Origin of the sequence: Streptomyces sp. NPDC051963, assembly GCF_044593495.1 — a bacterium.
In the GTDB taxonomy this organism is placed as follows: Bacteria; Actinomycetota; Actinomycetes; order Streptomycetales; family Streptomycetaceae; genus Streptomyces.
In genome coordinates this window covers 620,872-639,884 of sequence record NZ_JBIUCC010000008.1, presented here as the reverse complement: position 1 = coordinate 639,884, position 19,013 = coordinate 620,872, and the positions used below count along the sequence as shown (strand labels likewise).

Here is a 19,013-nt window from a genome sequence, read left to right as displayed (position 1 = left end):
CCCGCTGACAGTGCGCTGTGCGCGGTCCCGGTGGACTCCCAGCCGTAATCTCAGGTCAGGCCCCAGGTCAGGGCAGCATCCACTCCAGCACCGGCGAGCTCTGTCCGACCACGATCAGGCACATGACCATCAGCAGCCCCACGCTCCAGGGCAGCACCTTGCGCAGGATGTCCCCCTCGCGGCCCGCGAGCCCGACGGCGGCGCAGGCGATGGTGAGGTTCTGCGGCGAGATCATCTTGCCGAGGACACCGCCCGAACTGTTGGCGGCGGCCAGCAGCTCGGGGGAGAGTCCCGACTCCCGTGCCGCGGTCACCTGGAGGGCGCCGAAGAGCGCGTTGGCCGAGGTGTCCGAGCCGGAGACGGCGACGCCGAACCAGCCGAGCACCGGGGACAGGAAGGCGAGTCCCGCGCCGGCCGCCGCCACGAAGTAGCCGATCGTGGCGGCCTGTCCGGAGAGGTTCATGACGTAGGCGAGGGCGAGCACGGACGTCACGGTCAGGATCGCGAACCGCAGTTCGTGCACGGTGGCCGCCCACTCCTTGACCGCCACGCGCGCGTGCACCCCGAGGACGACCGCGGTGCAGATCCCGGCGAGCAGTACGAGCGTGCCGCCGGTGGAGACGATCGGCCAGGTGAAGACGTTGGCGCCGACCGGCTTGCCGTCCGGGTCGACGACGTTCAGGAAGGGCCAGTCGTACGTCTGGGTCGTCTTGGCGAGCCAGTCCTTGACGGCCGGTATCTGGGCGACGGAGAAGATGGCGATGATCAGCGCGTAGGGGGCGTAGGCGCGCACGACTTCGGGCCGTGGGTCCTCCACGTCCAGGTCCTCGCTCCGCACCCCGGTCAGCACGGACGCGCGGACCGACTCGGCGGCGGGCACGCGCGCGTGCGGTACGGCGACCAGGGCGCCCGCGCCGAGCAACGCGGCGCCGATGTCGGCGAGTTGCGCGGAGACGTAGTTGGAGGCGACGAACTGGCCGACGGCGAAGGCGATTCCGCACACCAGGGCGGGTACCCAGGTCTCACGAAGCCCGCGCCGTCCGTCCACCAGGAACACGAGCAGGAGCGGCACGACGAGAGCCAGCAGCGGCGTCTGCCGACCGACGACGGAGGCCACGGAATCCAGGGGCAGGCCGGTGACTTGAGCGAGCGTCACGACCGGTGTGCCCATCGCGCCGAAGGCCACCGGCGCGGTGTTGGCGACCAGCGCGACGACGGCCGCACGCACCGGCTCGAAGCCGAGGGCGACGAGCATGACCGAACAGATGGCGACGGGTGCGCCGAACCCGGCGAGCGCCTCCAGCAGGGCACCGAAGCAGAAGGCCACGACCAGCGCCTGGATCCGCGGATCGTCGGACAGCCGCCCGAACGACCGGCGCAGGATGTCGAAGTGGCGGGTGCGGACCGTCATCCGGTACACCCACAGGGCGTTGACGACGATCCACAGGATGGGGAAGAGACCGAAGACAGCGCCCTGGGCGGCGCTGGAGACCGTCTGGTCCAGCGGCATGCCGTACGCGAGCCAGGCGACCAGGGCGGCGGCCAACAGGCCCGTGAGGCCCGCCAGGTGCGCCTTCATGCGGACGCCGCCGAGCAGGACGAGGACGATCACGAGGGGCAGGGCCGCCACCAGCGCCGACAGGCCGAGCGAGTCGGCGACGGGCTCCAACTCCTGGACATACACAGGCGCCTCCCCGGATTCCGCAATGCGAAAGCGATTTCTCACGGCTTCCGGAATGGTCGTGTCCGCGACAACGGCCCGTCAATGGGTGTGCATCACTCAGCGAAACACACAGGAAAACGACACCGAAAACACACAGGGAAGTCGGCCGACGTCAGTTGTCGGGTGAACGCAGCACCCGCAGATGGCCCCGCCGGGCGACCTCCATCGGGTCGGCCCCACGACCGCCGCCACCGGCCTGCGCGGCACGCTCCTGGGGCCGGGCCGCCTCGCGCACGGCGTTGGCAAGCGCTTCCAGATCGTCGCCGCTGGGACGTGCCGGAGCCGAGGCGTCAAGGAGTCGTACGACCTCCCAGCCACGGGGCGCGGTGAGGCGCTCGGAGTGCTCCGCGCACAGGTCGTAGCAGTGAGGTTCGGCGTACGTGGCGAGCGGGCCGAGGACCGCGGTCGAGTCGGCGTAGACGTACGTCAGCGTCGCAACGGCGGGTCGGCCGCAAGCGGTTCGCGAACAACGACGTACAGGGCTCACGATGTTGGACGGTACCGCACTCTTGAGCGGGCCGCGACGACTCTCCATCAGGTCACTCCACCGTGTCGTGTTGTGAAACGCCCCACACGCCTCTCTGGGCACACCCTTCTGACCTGCATGGACACCGCTTGCCGGATGGGCGGACGAACCCGGTTCCGGTCACCGTTCGGAACAAACCATGTCAATTGCCTTGAGATCGGTGGTCTCGGAGGGATACGGAATCGAGCCCAACCTTGGCTGGAATGGTCATCTGCCGACATGCCGTACGGGACGGGCGGCCGCCGCGTGTGGACAGAGCACCCGCCTCCGGCGGGGACTACGCTTCACCAGTGATGGACAGCCCCGTACCGCCCCCTGCCGCCGGATCCGGACCCCGCCGTCGTGATCGCCACGGCCGGGGCATGCGCGGCCCGATCGCACCGCCGCAGGTGCCGCTGGCGGCCAGCCGTGCCGAGGCGTTCGCGGACCTGGTGCAGGACTCCGTGGAGCGCCTGGAACGACGGTGGCCGCAACTCGCCGACATCGATTTCCTGGTCCTGGAGGTACCGCGCCTCGACGGCTCCGGGCAGGCCTGGAACGACGAGTCGGTCCCCCTCGGCGGCACGATCCCCGCGGGTGAGGGGCGTCGCGGGCGGGTCGTCGTCTATCGGCGTCCGGTGGAGATCCGCACGAAGACGCGTGACGAGCGGGCCGCGCTGGTGCACGAGGTCGTCGTGGAACAGGTCGCCGAGCTGCTCGGGCTGACCCCGGAGACGGTGGATCCGCGGTACGGCGAGGACTGACCGGGGCAACCGGGGCAGAGCCGCCGTCTTACTTCTGGAGCACCGCCAGGTCCTCGTCCGCCTCCGGTACCGACACCATCCCCCGGTCGTCCGGCAGGGTCTGGACCGTGAAGGCGGGGACCCCGCCCGCCGTCTTCGCCAGCGTCCTGGAGGCGTACACCAGGGCGCCTGAGACAGGTTCCACGGTCAGGGCATACGTGCCCTTCAGGCCGGTCGGCACCGGTGCCGGCACGTCCTGTGTCGTGCCGGACTTGATCGTGTACGTCTTCGACACCGCCGTCCCCCCGCCGCTGCCCGCGGACGCGGTGACCTTGACCTTCGCGGTGCCGGTGGGTGCGGTCAGGGACAGTGTGGAGCCCTTCGCGGAGTTGTCGGCCGCCGTCGCGCGCGTGCCGACCGGCTTCGTGGCCGGGATGAACGCCGTCTCCTGCTTGTCGCCCTTGCCCCGGACGACCCGGAGGGCGGCCACGACCGGTGTGGCCCGATCCGTCGGCGTCAGCACCAGCGACCCCGCCTCCCCGCGCGTGACATCCCCCAGGTCGACCGCTGTGGTCATGCCCGCCTTCACGTGCAGCGTCTCGTTCCCCGCGGGCGTGATCAGCCCGGACGGGGAGGCCAGCCGCACCTTGAGGTCGGCGTCCGCATCGCCGGGTGTGAAGGCGATCAGCCGCACGGCCGTGGCGTCCTTGGGGATGCCGGGCAGGACCAGGCTGCCGGCCGGATCGGTGGTGGCGGCCAGCCAGTCACCGCCGAGCTTGTCGTCCAGCGCCTGCACCGCGGCGGCCACCCGCCCGCTGCGCACATTCACATGCACGGTCATGTTGGTCTGCTCGTCGTCGGTGAGCGTCGACAGCAGCACCGGCTCACTGGAGTGCGGCTGAACCGTGATGCCCTCGCCGGCCGTCGACTCCAGGGCGCCGTCCTTGCCGTACAACTCGATGTCGACCACCGCGGCGGAGTCGTCGGGGTTCGTCAGATGCACGTAGTCGGTGCGGTCGGAAGCGGTACTGGCGCCGGGAAACCAGAACTCCGTGTCCGGCGCTGAGCAGTTGACGCCCTGGAGTCCCCGCCCCGTACCCGCGGCGACCTCCGTGGTCTCCTGCACGGTCCACCCGGGCGCGAACTTCCCCTCGGCCGTACCCAGCAGCGCGGGCGAGTCGCCACCCGAGGCATCCCCGGTGACCGGCGTACCGGGTTCCTTGGGCTCCAGGACGGGCTTGTCGGCCTTCTTGTCCTTCGCCCCTCCCGCGGACTCCTCCCCCGCCGACAGGAGTTCGGCCGTACCGTCGCCGTCCGCACCCTTCGTGGCCGGTGTGAAGGACGTGTACGACGTCTCGGCGAGGTCCGAGATGCTCGGTGCCGGGCACATCAGGCTCGTGCGCTCCACGGGCAGTTCGGCCGCCGCCTGTGCGGTGTCCGTCCCGGCCGCGTCGGGCGCGGTCAGCGCGGCCAGACCGGTGACGGCCGCGAGCGCGGTCGCGCCGGCGATCAGGGACAGGGTGGTGCGGTTCACTGCTGACTCCCGTCGGGGCGCTCACTGCCGTTCGGGTACGGCTGCGTCGGGTCGTACGTCGCGTCGTAACCCTGCTCGTCGTAACCCTGGTGGTAGGTCCCGTCCTGGCCCTGCTCGTACGGAGCCTGCCCGTACGTCTGCTGGTCGTACGACGCCGGCTGGGACGAACCGCCGTATGCGTACGGGTCGTACTGCCCGCCCTGGTACTGGTCCGCCGGGTACTGCTGCTGGTCGTACGACCCGGGCGGATACTGCTGTGGGGCGGCGTCCTGGTACTGGTCGCCGCCGTAGCCGTCGTACGGGGCACCCGCGTAGTTCGCGGAGTCCCACTCGCCGTAGGGCTGCTGCTGCGGGATCGCCGGGGCGGGCTCCTCCTGCGGAGGCGGCGGGAACTCCTCGGCCTGGCCCGCCTCTTCGGCCTCCGCCTGGGCACGCAGGCGGCGGGCGCGGCGGCCCTCGCCGGACACGGCCTCGGCCGGGACGGCCGGCTCCTCCGGGAGGTCGTCGTCGATGTCGCGGCGGCGGCCGGGAAGGGCCATGACGACGAGGACGACGGCGAGGAAGCCCTGGGCCCACAGCCAGGCGGTGTGGGTGATCGGCTCGTCGAAGGTGACGTCCAGCTTCCCACCGGAGGCGGGGAGTTCGAAGCCCTGGGCCCACCCGTCGACCGTCGTACGCGTCAGCGGCTTGCCGTCCAGGGTGGCCGTCCAGCCCTCGTCGGCGGTGTCGGCGAGACGCAGGATCCGCCCCTGCTGGCCCGCCTCGATCGTGGTGTGGATCTCGACGGGCCCGGCGGCGACGGACTGCGCACCCCCGGAACCCGAGCCGGCGCCGGCGACTATCGCCGCCCGGGAGACCTGCTGGTCGACCCGCCACAGCGCCCCGCCGTCCTGCTGGCTCAGCCGGGACAGCCCGGGCGTGGCATCCAGAACGCGGGTCACGTCGCGCGGCGCGCCCTTGTGGACGAGGACGTAACGCACCGCGAACTTGCCGAGCTGGTCGGCCTGATCGGCGCCGGACCCGGCGACGAGGTTGGCGACGACCTTGTCGAGCGTGGCGTTCTCCCCGTCCGCCGCGGCCAGTTCGCCGTCGCCCATCCGCGCCCCGGAACCGCGGACGAGCATGTAGCCGACGTGAGCCGCGGATTCGCTGTCGAGGACGAGGGTGCGGGCCTGGTCGCGGGTGTTGCTCTCCTCGGCGACGAACGCGGGTACCTGCACCGGGTCGCGCCGCTCCAGGGGACCGTCGGCGCCGCTGATCATCCAGCCGGCGGCGACGAGCAGCGGGCCCGCGGCCGAGGCGAAGGCGATCAGCGCGGCCACCGGCTGACGCCAGCCGAAGCTCTGCTCGGCCACACGCGCGCGTGCCCCGTCGGCACCGAGCGCGGCGGCGGCGAGGAGGGCGATGCCGTACACGAGCGTCGCGGGTCCGGCCCAGGTCGAGCTGTTGGACAGGACCGCGAAGACGAGGCCCACCAGGGCCACGGCCCAGGCCGTCCAGATTCCGAACTGCCGGTGGGACCGCATCAGGGCGGCCAACGCGGCCAGCACGATGCCGATGAGCATCAGGCCGTTGACCGTGCCGGGCCCGCCCGGGGAGGCGCCCAGCAGATCGGTGGCGGACGCGGCCGAGGCGCCGTACTCCAGACCGGCTTCCCGGAAGAAGCCGAACGGGAGCAGGGACAGCGACCAGGGCGCGAGCACCAGGAGGGGGGTGCCGAGCTGGGCCAGGAAGCGCAGGCCGTGGGCGGTGATGTCGGCGCGGCGCACGGCCAGTACGCCGATGCCGAGGACCAGCGCGATGGGCCATACGATCGGCGTGAACGCGGTGGTGACGGTCAGCAGCAGCGCATACGCCCAGGTGGCGCGCCAACTGCCGCGTGCACCCGAGGCGTTCGCCAGACCGCTGGCCGCGATGCCCGCGCGCGCGAGGAGGGGCAGCAGGATCGCGAGGACGGCGGTGCCGATGCGGCCGCCGGCGAGCGCGCCGGTGGCTGCGGGCAGGAAGGCGTAGACGACGGCCGCCCAGGCGCGCAGCAGACGCGACTCGACGAGCGGGCGGGAGGCGAAGTACGCGGTGAAACCGGCCAGCGGCACCGAGCAGACCAGCAGGACCGTTACCGCGAGTCCGGTGGAGCCGAACAGCGCGGAGGCCAGCAGGGCGACGACTGCGAGATACGGCGGCGCGGCGGGGGTGCCGCCGGCGCCCACGGCATGCCAGGAGTCGAGGTAGCGCGACCACAGCTCGCCGGCATCCGCCGGGGCGGGCAGCAGTGCGCCGCCCGCGAGCGCTCCGCCGCCGAGCAGTTGGCGGCAGGCGATGAGCGAGACGAACAGCAGCACCAGGAAGAGCATCGGGCCGGGGTTGCGGGCGATGCGCTTGAGGCGGGCGAACTGTTCTATCTCCAGGAACTCCGCGTCGTCCCCGCCGGGCCCGGACTCGACCGCGCCGCCGTGCCGCCCGGCACCCGCGGTGGTCTCGGGGTCGGAGTCGCGGAAGAGGCTGCCCGCGGCCTGTTCGACGGTGGCCCGCACGGTCGCGCCGGGCGGCGGGAACAGTGGCCGCAGCTCGTCCTTCTCGACCTGGGGGCGGCCGCGCCTGCGCCGACCGGCGATGATCCGCTCGGGCCGCAGCAACACCCCCAGCAGACCCCGGATCTCGTCGACGGCCTGGCCGGGGACCTTGCCCACGAGATAGGCGAGGGTCCGCAGCAGGGTGCCGAGCACCAGCCGCACCAGGACCCAGGCCAGCGCGGCCGTCCGCGTGTTGACCAGCAGGGTGTAGACGGCGCCGGCCTTGTCGACCTTGTGCGGGGATGCCGACGTACGGCCCACGCAGTCGACGGTGCGGCGCTCACGGGAGGCCGCCTCGGCATGTCGTACGACCGCCTCGGGGGCGATGAGGACGCGGTGGCCGGCGGCCTGGGCGCGCCAGCACAGGTCGACGTCGTCACGCATCAGGGGCAGCCGGCGGTCGAACCCGCCGAGCTGCTCGAAGACATCGCGTCGGACGAGCATGCCGGCGGTGGACACGGAGAGCACGGACCGGACGTGGTCGTGCTGGCCCTGGTCCTGTTCACGGCGGTCCAGGCCGGTCCAGCGGCGGCCGGAGTTGGCGATGCTGACGCCGACCTCGAGCAGTTGCCGCCGGTCGTACCAGCCGCGGAGCTTGGGGCCCAGGACGGCGATGTCGTCGCGGCCGAGCTCGTGCTCGTTCTCCACGACGCGCAGCAGCTGGGCCAGGGCGTCCGGCTCCGGAGCGCAGTCGTCGTGCAGCAGCCACAGCCATTGCACCGGCTCCCCGTGGGGGAGTTCGGGCAAGTCGTACGCGTCGTCGCGCCATGTGCGCGTGACGGGGTCCCAGCCGCTCGGGCGCTTGAGGTAGGGCAGCTCGTCCGGGGTGAGGACCGGAGCGGTGCGGTCCGCCTCCTCGACGGCCTGCCCGAAGCCGGTGCGGCGGGCGAGGTGCAGTACACGGTCGGCGCCGAGGGTGTCGGTGAGCAGCTGGGCGGAGGCGTCCGCGCTGCCGGTGTCGGCGGCCATGGCGTATTGAACGGGGCGCTCCTGGCCGAGCAGCCCGGCGAGCGCGTCGGGCAACCAGCGGGCGCCGTCGTGAGAGACGAGCACCGCGGTCACCACATGACGCGGGAACTCGGGCGGGCGGGTCGGGTCGAACGCCGCCGTGGCAGCGACACCTTGGTGGGCTGCCGTATGGCTGTGCACGGACATCGAGGTACGGGCCCCGGTTCGATGGACTGCGGTGGACACCTGTGCCCACTGTGGGCAGCGGGGTGTCTCGGACGAGCGACCACACTATCGGCTGGGCATGACGTCGGCCCGCCGCCTGTGGATAACCCACCTGCAACGGGCCGTTCGTCACATATGTACGAAAGGGATGTGTGCCGTCCGGTCAGACGGCGGCCTTCTTCAGCCGACGTCGTTCACGCTCGGACAGACCGCCCCAGATACCGAATCGCTCGTCGTTGGCGAGGGCGTACTCAAGGCACTCGGAGCGGACCTCGCAGGCCAGACAGACCTTCTTGGCCTCGCGGGTGGAGCCGCCCTTCTCGGGGAAGAAGGACTCGGGATCGGTCTGGGCGCACAGCGCGCGCTCCTGCCAGCCGAGTTCCTCGTCCGCGTCGTCGACCAGCAGTTGCTGCACCAGCTCGGTCATGTGCGCCCCTCGTCAGTCTTTCGCGTCCCCGTGATGTGGCCGTTACCGATTTCGGCTGAACGACACGAGTGAAATTACAAGTGTGCTGCTCCGGGCGAGTCAAGCCGAGATCTGCTATTGAGCCCCTTATTCACTCTGCGGAACCAAGGCCTAGCGGAAAGTGTTCAAATCGTCCTAAACCTTGACAAGCAGATAAGGCCCCGGAGGGCCTCCGACCCCGTGCAGAGCCTGTACGGAGAAGGACGCCCGGAACATCGATCCCGTTCCGACATGTGCTCGAATCGATCCGGATCACAGTCCGATCACGGGATCGCATCGAGGTTTGCGCGCCCGGTAGTGCGCCATGTGTCCCGGCCACCCCATGCACAAACCTTTCACCAAGGAGATGAACCGGATGAGGTGAACCCCGTCCCACGTGTCGGGCGCCGAGTTGACAGTGGAGGTGTGAACCGCTGTCCTAGTGGGCATGCTCGCGCACTCGGCACTCACCTCGACCCGCACCGCCGGGTCCCTCGGTGCTGCCCACGTCCGCTGTAGCTGTTGTTGCCGTTCCTGCTGTTGAGCCTCACGCGCTCCGGCTGCCCCTGAGTCCATCGGATTCGCTTCCACGCCCGTCGGACTCGGCTGTTGTTCCCCTCGCCTCCACCACTCTTCTCTTCCGACGAGGAACCACCGCACCCATGAACAGCGACAGCGACCTCCAGATCGCAGGCGACATCCTCGAAGTGCCGCACCTTCTGCGGGCTCCGCGCGAGCACCCGGCCACCGTCGCCGACTTCGTCGGCCTGGCCCGCTCCATCGCAGCCGACCGCACCCAGTGGGAACACCTCGTCCAGTACGACGCCACGTCCCGCTGGTACCACCGGCTGCACACCGGCCCCGGGTACGAGGTGTGGCTGCTGTCCTGGGTGCCCGGCCAGGGCAGCGGACGGCACGACCACGGCCTTTCCTCCGGTGTGCTCACCGTCCTCGACGGCACGCTGACCGAGCACACCGAGCGCGGCACGCGCGCGTTGGGGGCGGGCGCGCAGAGGGTGTTCGCACCGGGGTACGTCCACGAAGTGGTCAACGACGCGCTCGAGCCCGCGGTCAGTCTGCACGTCTACTTCCCGGGCCTCACGGAGATGCCGATGCACAGCGCTCAGTGCATAGCGGCCGCTCCGGTCTCGTAACCGCCTGCCCGGTTGTCGTACCCGCCTGCAAGACTTGCCCCCATGCGCATTGTGGTTCTGGCAGGCGGCATCGGCGGTGCCCGGTTCCTGCGCGGTCTGAAGCAGGCCGTGCCGGACGCGGACATCACCGTCATCGGCAACACCGGGGACGACATCCACCTCTTCGGCCTGAAGGTCTGCCCGGACCTCGACACGGTGATGTACACCCTCGGCGACGGCATCAACGAGGAGCAGGGCTGGGGCAGGGCCGACGAGACCTTCCATCTCAAGGAGGAGCTCGCGGCGTACGGCGTCGGGCCCGAGTGGTTCGGGCTCGGTGACCGGGACTTCGGCACGCACATCGTGCGGACGCAGATGCTCGGCGCCGGGTATCCGCTGAGCGCGGTGACCGAGGCGCTGTGCGACCGCTGGAAGCCGGGCGTACGACTGATCCCGATGACCGACGACCGCGTGGAGACGCATGTCGCCGTCGAGGTCGACGGTGAGCGCAAGGCCATCCACTTCCAGGAGTACTGGGTGCGGCTGCGGGCGTCGGTGCCGGCCGAGGCGGTCGTGCCGGTGGGCGCGGAGCAGTCGAAGCCCGCGCCGGGTGTCCTGGAGGCGATCGCGGAGGCGGACATCGTCCTCTTCCCGCCGTCCAACCCGGTCGTGTCGGTCGGCACGATCCTCGCCGTACCCGGCATCCGCGAGGCCATCGCCGACGCGGGGGTGCCGGTCGTCGGCCTGTCCCCCATCGTCGGGGACGCGCCCGTGCGCGGCATGGCCGACAAGGTGCTCACGGCGATCGGCGTCGAGTCGACGGCCGCGGCCGTCGCCGAGCACTACGGCTCGGGGCTGCTGGACGGCTGGCTGGTCGACACCGTGGACGCGGCCTCCGTGGAGCGCGTCGAGGCGGCGGGCATCCGCTGCCGGGCCGTGCCGCTGATGATGACCGACCTCGACTCCGCCACCCAGATGGCCCGGGAGGCACTGGCCCTCGCGTCGGAGGTACAGGCGTCATGAGCGCGGCACCTGGCGACGGCTACAGAGTCTGGGCCGTTCCCGGCCTTCCCGAGGTGGCTGCGGGCGACGACCTCGCCAAGCTGATCGCCGCCGCCGTCCCCGGGCTGGCCGACGGGGACGTGCTGCTCGTCACCTCGAAGATCGTGTCCAAGGCGGAGGGACGGGTGGTCGAGGCGGCCGACCGGGAAGCCGCCATCGACGCCGAGACCGTACGGATCGTGGCCCGGCGGGGCCCCCTGCGCATCGTCGAGAACCGGCAGGGCCTCGTCATGGCCGCCGCCGGGGTCGACGCCTCCAACACCCCTTCCGGGACCGTGCTGTTGCTGCCGGAGGACCCGGACGCGTCCGCGCGGGCCATCCGCGACGGGCTGCGGGACGCGCTCGGCGTCACCATCGGGGTCGTCGTCACCGACACCTTCGGGCGCCCCTGGCGTACGGGGCTCACGGACGTCGCGATCGGCGCGGCCGGCGTGCGCGTGCTCGACGATCTGCGCGGGGGCGCGGACGCGTACGGCAATCCGCTCAGCGCGACCGTGGTGGCCACCGCCGATGAGCTGGCCGCCGCCGGAGACCTGGTCAAGGGCAAGGCCGAAGGGCTGCCTGTCGCGGTCGTGCGCGGACTGCCGCATCTGGTCGCCGAGGACGACGGGGAGGGGGCGCGGGCCATGGTGCGCGGTGCGCGCGACGACATGTTCCGGCTGGGCACCTCCGAGGCGGTACGGGAGGCGGTGACCCAGCGGCGTACGGTACGGGCCTTCACGGACGAGCCGGTGGACGCCGGGGCGGTACGACGGGCCGTCGCCGCCGCGGTGACCGCGCCGGCGCCGCACCACACCACCCCGTGGCGGTTCGTGCTGCTGGAGTCGGCGGAGTCCCGGACCGGACTGCTGGACGCCATGCGCGATGCCTGGATCGCCGACCTGCGGCGGGACGGGAAGGGCGAGGAGTCCATCGCCAAGCGGGTGCGGCGGGGGGACGTACTGCGGAACGCGCCGTATCTGGTGGTGCCCTGTCTCGTGATGGACGGATCGCACACATACGGGGACGTGCGGCGGGACGGGGCCGAGCGGGAGATGTTCGTCGTCGCCGCCGGGGCCGGCGTACAGAACTTCCTGGTCGCGCTGGCCGGGGAGCGGCTGGGGTCGGCGTGGGTGTCGTCGACGATGTTCTGCCGGGAGGTCGTGCGGGAGGTGCTCGGGCTGCCGGAGCACTGGGATCCGATGGGGGCGGTGGCGGTCGGGCATCCGGCCGAGGAGCCGCGGCCTCGGCCGGAGCGGGATGCGGGGGCGTTCATCGAGGTGCGGTGAGGAGCCGTACGACCGCGTTTCATCGACGTGCGGTGTCGGTGTCGTACGACCGCCTACTCTCGTAAAGCCCCTCCAGCACCCCTAGGACCTCATCCGTGGCAGGACGTTTCGCTCCCCGGTCGACCCGTACGACCGTGCGCGGTGGGCATGTCTCCGTGCCCGGGGCCGCGAGTGTGCCGCGGCAGGCGCCGGTGCCCGCGCGGGTGCGGAGGTGGGTGCCGGACGGGCCGCTCGATCTCGGGCTGGTGCTGGGGCCGTTGCGGCGGGGGCCGGGGGATCCGACGTTCCGGGCGGCGCCGGACGGGTCCGTGTGGCGGGCCACCCGTACGCCGGTCGGACCCGGGACGCTACGGGTCGCCGTGCGCGGCGGTGAGGTGTGCGGGGAGGCTTGGGGGCCGGGGGGTGAGTGGCTGCTGGAGCGGCTGCCCGAGCTGCTCGGGGGCGCCGACGATCCGTCCGTCTTCGAGCCGCGGCATCGGCTGGTGGCGATGGCGCGGCATCGGCGGCCGGGGTTGCGGCTGACGCGGACCGGGCTGGTGCTGGAGTCGTTGATTCCGTCGATTCTGGAGCAGAAGGTCACGACCGATGAGGCGTATCGGGCGTGGCGGATTCTGGTGCGGAAGTTCGGGGAGCCGGCGCCGGGGCCAGGGCCTGCAGCTGGTTCTGGGTCTGGGTCTGGGCCTGGGTCGGCCGGCGGGCGGATGTGGGTGATGCCCGCGGCGCGGACGTGGGCGCTGATTCCGTCGTGGGAGTGGCATCGGGCCGGGGTCGACAACAAGCGGGCGTCGACGATTCTGCGGTGTGTGCGGGTTGCTGCGCGGCTGGAGGAGGCAGTGGGGATGGCGCCTGCTGCGGCGCAGGCTCGGTTGGAGGTGGTGTCGGGAGTGGGGCCGTGGACGTCGGCGGAGACCGTGCAGCGGAGTCATGGGGCGGCGGATGCGGTGACGGTCGGGGATCTGCATCTGCCGGGGATCGTGGGGTGGGCGCTGGCCGGGGATCGGGATGCGGATGACTCCGTGATGCTGGAGTTGTTGGAGCCGTATGCCGGGCAGCGGCATCGGGCGGCTCGGTTGATTCTGTTGAGCGGGCGGACGCCGCCGCGGAGGGCTCCGCGGATGCCGCGGGGGGACATCGGGCGGTTGTGACGTCCCCGGCGTCGACGTGACCGTCGCGGTTTCTCGCCCCCGCCGCCCTTACCCGTCCCATCCCGGGGGCTGCGCCCCCGGCCCCCCGCCATCGGCCTGAACGGCCTTGTCCTCAAACGCCGGACGGGCTGAATTGTGCGGGCCGGCGTGAGGGGGAGCCGCCGGTGGGTGGGTGGCGGCCTGGGATGACGTCCCTCGTCCTCAAACGCCGGACAGGCTGAATTGTGCGGGGCCGGTGCGAGGGGAAGCCACCGGTGGGTGGATGGCGGCCTGGGATGACGTCCCTCGTCCTCAAACGCCGGACAGGCTGAATTGTGCGGGGCCGGTGCGAGGGGGAGCCGCCGGTGGGTGGATGGGGGCTTGGGATGACGTCCCTCGTCCTCAAACGCCGGACGGGCTGAGTTGTGCCGGGCCGGCGTGAGGGGGAGCCGCCGGTGGGTCGGTGGGGATCGGGGTGGCGTCCCCCGTGCTCACACGCCAGATCGGATGAGATACCCGGACCGGTATGGGGAGGTCGGCCCCCAACCAGTGGGTGGGGGCTTGGGATCGCTTGGCTTGTTCTCGAGTGCCGGACAGTGGCGGGGGGGCGGGGTGGTTACTGGTCTGAGGAGAAGCGGAGCGCGCCTGCTGGGATTTGGGCGTCGCACCAGACTCGGGCGCCGTCGGAGAGTTCGTTGTCGGCGCCGATGATGGCGCCGTCGCCTATGACGGTGCCGGTGAGGATGGAGCGTTCGCCGACGCGGGCGTGGGTGCCGATGAGGGAGTCGGTGATCACGGCGCCGGGTTCGATGACGGCGCCGGGGAGGATGGTCGTGCCGGAGACCCGGGCGCCTTCGGCGACGTAGGCGCCCTCGCCGACGACCGTGCCGCCGGTCAGTTTGGCGTCCGGGGCGACGCGCGCCGTCGGCAGGATCAGGCGGTCGCCGCAGCGGCCGGGGACGGCCGGGGAGGGGGCTCGGCCGAGGACCAGGTCCGCCGAGCCGCGGACGAAGGCCGCGGGCGTGCCCAGGTCCAGCCAGTAGGTCGAGTCCACCATGCCCTGGAGGTGGGCCCCGGCCGAGAGGAGGTCGGGGAACGTCTCGCGTTCCACCGAGACCGGGCGGCCCTGCGGGATCGTGTCGATGAGTGAGCGGCGGAAGACGTAGGCACCTGCGTTGATCTGGTCGGTGACTATCTCCTCCGGCGACTGCGGCTTCTCCAGGAAGGCCAGGACTCTGCCCGTCTCGTCCGTGGGGACCAGGCCGTAGGCGCGCGGGTCGGTCACCTTCGTGAGGTGGAGCGAGACGTCCGCGCCGGTCGTCTCGTGGGTCTCCACCAGCGCCCTGATGTCCAGGCCGGTCAGGATGTCGCCGTTGAAGATCAGGACCGGGTCGTCCGGGCCGGAGTGGAGACGGCTCGCCACGTTGCGTATCGCGCCGCCCGTGCCGAGCGGTTCCTCCTCGGTGACGTACTCCAGACGAAGGCCGAGGGACGAGCCGTCACCGAAGTGCGGCTCGAAGACCTCGGCCAGGTAACTCGTCGCGAGCACGATGTGGTCGACACCCGCCGCTCTCGCTCTCGCCAGCTGGTGTGTGAGGAAGGGCACCCCGGCCGCACGGACCATGGGCTTGGGCGTGTGCACGGTGAGCGGACGCAGCCGGGTGCCCTTGCCGCCGACCAGGAGGATCGCTTCTGTCACCTGTCGTCTCTGCTTCCTGCCGGGACCGGCCGAACTGTCTTTCGACCGGCCAGTGTATGCAGACCTCTCGGCACGCCTGCGACGGCCGTGCGGCGTTCCGTCCCCTGTTCACAGACGTTTCATTCATGCGCTTTGGTTCAGCCATGCGCTTTGGTTCAGCTTGGTTCGGCTTGGTTCGGCTTGTTCAGCGGCCCTGGTAGCGGGCCGCCGTCGTGCGGGCGGAGCCGAGCTTTCGGTAGAGCTGCCGTCCCGGGCACGCCGTGTCGAAGCCGTCCCGGTGGCCGGAGATCACGTTCAGCCGAACGTTCTTTCCCTTTCGGTAGAGATTGCCACCGCCCGACTTCAGGTATGTCTTGCCGCGCGGATTCGCGCCGTACAGGCCGAGCTTCCAGGCGGAGAGCCGGGCGATCGCCTTCACCGAGGCGGCGGGCGGCTTGGCGGAGCCGAAAGTGCCGAGGACGGCGATGCCCATGCTGTTCGTGTTGAACCCGAGGGTGTGGGCGCCGAGGACCGCCTTCGCGACTCCCCCGGCACGGCCCTCGTAAATCTTTCCGCACTTGTCGACGAGGAAGTTGTAGCCGAGGTCGCGCCAGCCCATGCTCTTGACGTGGTAGCGGTAGATACCGCGGATGACGGAGGAGGCTTGCGAGCACCGGTACTTGTTGCCGGTCCCGGTGTGGTGCACGAAGGCCACCTTCACCTTCTTCGTGTAGACGACCTTCTTGTCGCGCAGCTTCTCGCTCGCACCCCAGCCGCGCCGCGTGACGATGCGCGGACGCGGGCCGATGTACGGCTTCGCCCGCTGCTCGTCCGTCAGCTCGGAGGCGTGCGACGCCTGCATTTCCCGCACGGTCTCCTGGCGGCTGAGTGCCGGGATCTCGGTGGCGCCGAGGGGTGCGAGGTCGGCGTTGGCGTCGTCAGTCGTCGTGTCCGCGTCGTCCCGAGCGGTGGTGCCGCGGGTGGCCGGCGAGACGGCGCGTCCGTCCTCCTGCGCCGCTTCCTGGCCCGGGTCGACGAGTTCGAGGCGCAGGCCCGGGGGGAGCCCCGTGGCCGCGTCGCCGGCCCGGTCGGGTTCGCCGGGGTGCGCCTCCGGGCTGACGCGCACCTCCACTCCGTCGGAGTCCCCCACCCACAGTGGGGCGGTGGCTCCGTGGACGCGGCCCCCGGCGGCCTCGGCCGTGTCCGGGTCGGGGGCGTGCTCGCCGTTGTGCGTCTCGATGTCCTGCCAGTCGGACCAGGTGCCGGTACCGGTTTCTCTCGTACGGACCTGGACGCGGCCGTGGAGTGCGGTGTCCGGGGTGTCCCAGACGACGCCGACGAGGGAGAAGCGCCGTACGTCACGGCGGGGCAGGCCCTGTTCGGAGGTGGGGTCGAGGGTGCGGTTGCCGTCGAGGGGGACGAGGGGGAGGGACTGGGTGCTGCCGGGGACGTCCGGTTCGGCCGCCCGGGCGACGGTCCTGGCCGCCTTCGTGCTCGACGCCGGTCCCGCTGCCGCCGCGCCTGCGGGCGGGGTCAGCGGAAGGGCGAGGGCGGCCGCACAGGTGACGCCGATCGAGGAAGCAAGGAATCCACGCATGCTCCTGATGTTGGACATATGTATTCATATCTGTCCATCGGGGAACTGACGGACCGTCGGCTGACGTTGGGCCGAATCGGTGGTGCGGGGATGGGCCGGGCGTTGGGTCGGCGCCCGTGTCCGCGCGTACGCTTGCGCGGGTGAACGCCACCGATCGCACCCCTGCCGACCTGCTGCGTTCCGCGCTCGCCGCGGATCCCGGACGCCCCCTGGTGACCTTCTACGACGACGCCACGGGGGAACGGGTCGAATTGTCCGTGGCCACCTTCGCCAATTGGGTGGCCAAGACCGCGAATCTGCTCCAGAGCGAGTTGTCCGTGGAGCCCGGTGACCGGGTCGCCCTGCTGCTGCCCGCGCACTGGCAGACGGCGGCGTGGCTGCTGGCGTGTTCGTCGGTGGGCGTGATCGCGGACGTGGGGGGCGATCCGGGGGCGGCCGACGCGGTCGTCAGCGGGCCGGACGCGCTGGACGCGGCGCGGGCGTGTTCCGGGGCGCGGGTCGCGCTGGCGTTGCGGCCGCTCGGCGGTCGTTTCCCGCAGCAGCCCGAGGGTTTCGTCGACTACGCCGTCGAGGTGCCGGGGCAGGGCGACCGGTTCGTGCCGTTCGCGCCGGTCGATCCGGAGGAGCCGGCGTTGATCGTGGCCGGGCGGGAGTTCAGCGGGGCCGAGGTGGTCGAGCGGGCCCGGGACGAGGCGACGGTGCTCGGGCTGACGGGGCCGGCGTCCCGGATCCTGTCCGGGCTGCCGTACGACACCTGGGGCGGGCTGAACGCCGGGCTGTACGGGCCACTGGCCACCGGCGGCTCCGTGGTGCTCTGTCGCCATCTGAGCGAACTGGGCGAGGAGGCCCTGGCCAAGCGGATCGACAGCGAGCGGGTCACGACGACGGCGAGGTAGCCGGACGGCGGTCCCGCAGCCTCTGTCCGCGAGTCAGGCGGACCGCGGCCCTGCCACCCCTGCCCACGAGACAAGCGGACCACGCCCCCTCCCCCCTGCCCCCTGTCCCCCATTCGGCCCACCCCAACCCGCCCCCGGCCCCCCATCCACGCGATGGTCGTAGGAGCAGCCGCACGACACGTTCGCAGGCGCTCGTACGCCATGAGGGGTGGACCAGACGTGAGCGACAGCGTAGGTACGCCCTCCCCGGCCCGCGGGCCGGCGGGTGGGGCGTCGGCAACCGGGAGTGGGCTGATACGGCGGCGTCGGCGGCGTTGGGTGCGCGGCACCGCTCTCGGAGTCGGAGTGGTGGTACTGGCCGCCGGCGGAGGGGTGTGGGCCCTCTACGCCAAGCTCGACGGGAACATCACCTCGGACAAGGCGGCCGCGGCCGAACTCGCGCGATACGAGAAGGAGCGGCCCACCGCCCTCGTCAAGGGTGCGATGAACCTGCTGGTCATCGGGTCCGACTCACGGGCCGGGGACGGGAACTCGCGGTACGGCAAGGACTCCGGGACCGAGCGGTCCGACACCACCATCCTGCTGCATCTGTCCGCCGGGCGGCGCAGCGCCACCGCCGTCTCGCTGCCCCGCGATCTGATGGTGGACGTGCCCGCCTGTCTGCGGCGGGACGGCAGCCGGACAGAGCCCATGTTCGCGATGTTCAACTACGCTTTCCAGACCGGTGGTTCGGCCTGCTCCATCCGAACCGTGGAGAAACTGACCGGCATTCGGATCGACCATCACATGGTCGTCGACTTCAACGGGTTCAAGGAGATGGTCGACGCCGTCGACGGGGTGGAGATCTGTCTGAAGGAACCCATCCGCGACAAGGACGCAAAACTGCGGCTGCCCGCCGGCAAGGTGACGCTCGACGGTGAGCAGGCACTCGGGTACGTCCGCGCCCGAAAGACGCTCGGCGACGGCAGCGACACCGACCGGATGAACCGTCAGCAGCGCTTTCTCGGCGCGCTCGTCCACAAGGTGCAGAGCAATGACGTACTGCTGAATCCGGTGAAGCTCTATCCCGTGCTGGACGCCGCCACGTCGTCGCTCACCACGGACCCGGGACTGGCCAGCCTGCGCGGTTTGTACGAACTCGCTCGTGGCGTGCGCGACATCCCCACCGAACATGTGCAATTCCTGACCGTTCCGCGGGAGTCGTACATCTACAACGCCAATCGAGACCAGTTGGTGGAGCCCGAGGCGGAAAAGCTGTTCGAGCGGCTGCGCACGGACTCACCGGTGGTGATCGCCGGGGAAGTTCCGCGGGATTCCGCCGAAAAGGGCCCCGCCGACGCCGACGACGACTACTCCGCGTATGGGCCGGACGACGGAAAGTCCGAAGCGCGGCGGCCCGATGGGCCCGTCGCCGCGGATTCACCCGCACCCACGTTCAGCGGGACCACGGCCGACGAGGACACCTGCGAATAAAGCCAACGCAAAGCCCACCAACAGCTTTCAAAGAAATGGGCGGATTGCCCAGTTGTAGGGGCGTGGAATGTGTCACCGCCGTCGCT

General features: G+C 71.2%; 14 protein-coding genes. 7 read left to right on the top strand and 7 right to left on the bottom strand.

Features of this window, described 5'->3' with window-relative positions:
- Positions 1-67 precede the first annotated feature (67 nt).
- Positions 68-1,684: an L-lactate permease gene (locus tag ACIHFB_RS34340; protein ID WP_400128956.1), complete on the bottom strand. Its 1,617-nt coding sequence runs from the start codon at positions 1,682-1,684 to the stop codon at positions 68-70.
- Positions 1,685-1,835: 151 nt separating this feature from the next.
- Positions 1,836-2,258 (bottom strand): DUF3499 domain-containing protein, encoded by a 423-nt coding sequence (locus tag ACIHFB_RS34335; RefSeq protein ID WP_365276703.1) that lies wholly within the window; start codon positions 2,256-2,258, stop codon positions 1,836-1,838.
- Positions 2,259-2,542: 284 nt separating this feature from the next.
- Here ACIHFB_RS34335 and ACIHFB_RS34330 point away from each other — a divergent pair, with 284 nt between their 5' ends.
- The gene (locus ACIHFB_RS34330) at positions 2,543-2,992 is read left to right on the top strand and encodes a metallopeptidase family protein (protein ID WP_365276835.1); all 450 of its coding nucleotides are present in this window, start codon (positions 2,543-2,545) and stop codon (positions 2,990-2,992) included.
- A 28-nt stretch (positions 2,993-3,020) separates the two neighbouring features.
- Here the strand turns inward: ACIHFB_RS34330 and ACIHFB_RS34325 are convergent, their stop codons facing one another.
- From ACIHFB_RS34325 to ACIHFB_RS34315, 3 genes are all read right to left on the bottom strand, one after another.
- Positions 3,021-4,505, bottom strand: a complete 1,485-nt coding sequence (locus tag ACIHFB_RS34325) for a DUF5719 family protein (RefSeq protein ID WP_400128955.1) — start codon at positions 4,503-4,505, stop codon at positions 3,021-3,023.
- The gene (locus ACIHFB_RS34320; protein WP_400128972.1) at positions 4,502-8,233 is read right to left on the bottom strand and encodes a glycosyltransferase; all 3,732 of its coding nucleotides are present in this window, start codon (positions 8,231-8,233) and stop codon (positions 4,502-4,504) included. The genes ACIHFB_RS34325 and ACIHFB_RS34320 overlap by 4 nt, the downstream gene beginning before the upstream one ends.
- Positions 8,234-8,414: 181 nt before the next feature.
- Positions 8,415-8,678 (bottom strand): WhiB family transcriptional regulator, encoded by a 264-nt coding sequence (locus tag ACIHFB_RS34315; protein ID WP_003975777.1) that lies wholly within the window; start codon positions 8,676-8,678, stop codon positions 8,415-8,417.
- A gap of 680 nt (positions 8,679-9,358) precedes the next feature.
- Here ACIHFB_RS34315 and ACIHFB_RS34310 point away from each other — a divergent pair.
- The 4 genes from ACIHFB_RS34310 to ACIHFB_RS34295 all read left to right on the top strand — a co-directional run bounded on the left by ACIHFB_RS34310 (position 9,359) and on the right by ACIHFB_RS34295 (position 13,304).
- Positions 9,359-9,850 (top strand): cysteine dioxygenase family protein, encoded by a 492-nt coding sequence (locus tag ACIHFB_RS34310; RefSeq protein WP_365276697.1) that lies wholly within the window; start codon positions 9,359-9,361, stop codon positions 9,848-9,850.
- A gap of 42 nt (positions 9,851-9,892) precedes the next feature.
- Positions 9,893-10,852 (top strand): 2-phospho-L-lactate transferase, encoded by a 960-nt coding sequence (gene cofD, locus ACIHFB_RS34305; protein WP_400128954.1) that lies wholly within the window; start codon positions 9,893-9,895, stop codon positions 10,850-10,852.
- A complete protein-coding gene (locus ACIHFB_RS34300; protein WP_400128953.1) occupies positions 10,849-12,159 on the top strand; it encodes a coenzyme F420-0:L-glutamate ligase in 1,311 nt (436 codons plus the stop codon). The genes cofD and ACIHFB_RS34300 overlap by 4 nt, the downstream gene beginning before the upstream one ends.
- 95 nt (positions 12,160-12,254) lie before the next feature.
- Positions 12,255-13,304: a DNA-3-methyladenine glycosylase family protein gene (locus ACIHFB_RS34295; RefSeq protein ID WP_400128952.1), complete on the top strand. Its 1,050-nt coding sequence runs from the start codon at positions 12,255-12,257 to the stop codon at positions 13,302-13,304.
- Between the two features lie 595 nt (positions 13,305-13,899).
- Here ACIHFB_RS34295 and ACIHFB_RS34290 read toward each other — a convergent pair.
- Positions 13,900-14,982, bottom strand: a complete 1,083-nt coding sequence (locus tag ACIHFB_RS34290; RefSeq protein ID WP_400128951.1) for a sugar phosphate nucleotidyltransferase — start codon at positions 14,980-14,982, stop codon at positions 13,900-13,902.
- 184 nt (positions 14,983-15,166) lie between these two features.
- Positions 15,167-16,558 carry a peptidoglycan recognition protein gene (locus tag ACIHFB_RS34285; RefSeq protein WP_365276683.1) on the bottom strand — a complete coding sequence of 464 codons (1,392 nt, stop codon included), beginning with the start codon at positions 16,556-16,558 and terminating at the stop codon, positions 15,167-15,169.
- Positions 16,559-16,698: 140 nt separating this feature from the next.
- Here ACIHFB_RS34285 and ACIHFB_RS34280 point away from each other — a divergent pair, with 140 nt between their 5' ends.
- Both ACIHFB_RS34280 and ACIHFB_RS34275 read left to right on the top strand, forming a co-directional pair.
- Positions 16,699-17,454: a TIGR03089 family protein gene (locus ACIHFB_RS34280; protein WP_365276680.1), complete on the top strand. Its 756-nt coding sequence runs from the start codon at positions 16,699-16,701 to the stop codon at positions 17,452-17,454.
- 201 nt (positions 17,455-17,655) lie between these two features.
- The gene (locus ACIHFB_RS34275; protein ID WP_400128949.1) at positions 17,656-18,927 is read left to right on the top strand and encodes an LCP family protein; all 1,272 of its coding nucleotides are present in this window, start codon (positions 17,656-17,658) and stop codon (positions 18,925-18,927) included.
- Positions 18,928-19,013 lie beyond the last annotated feature (86 nt).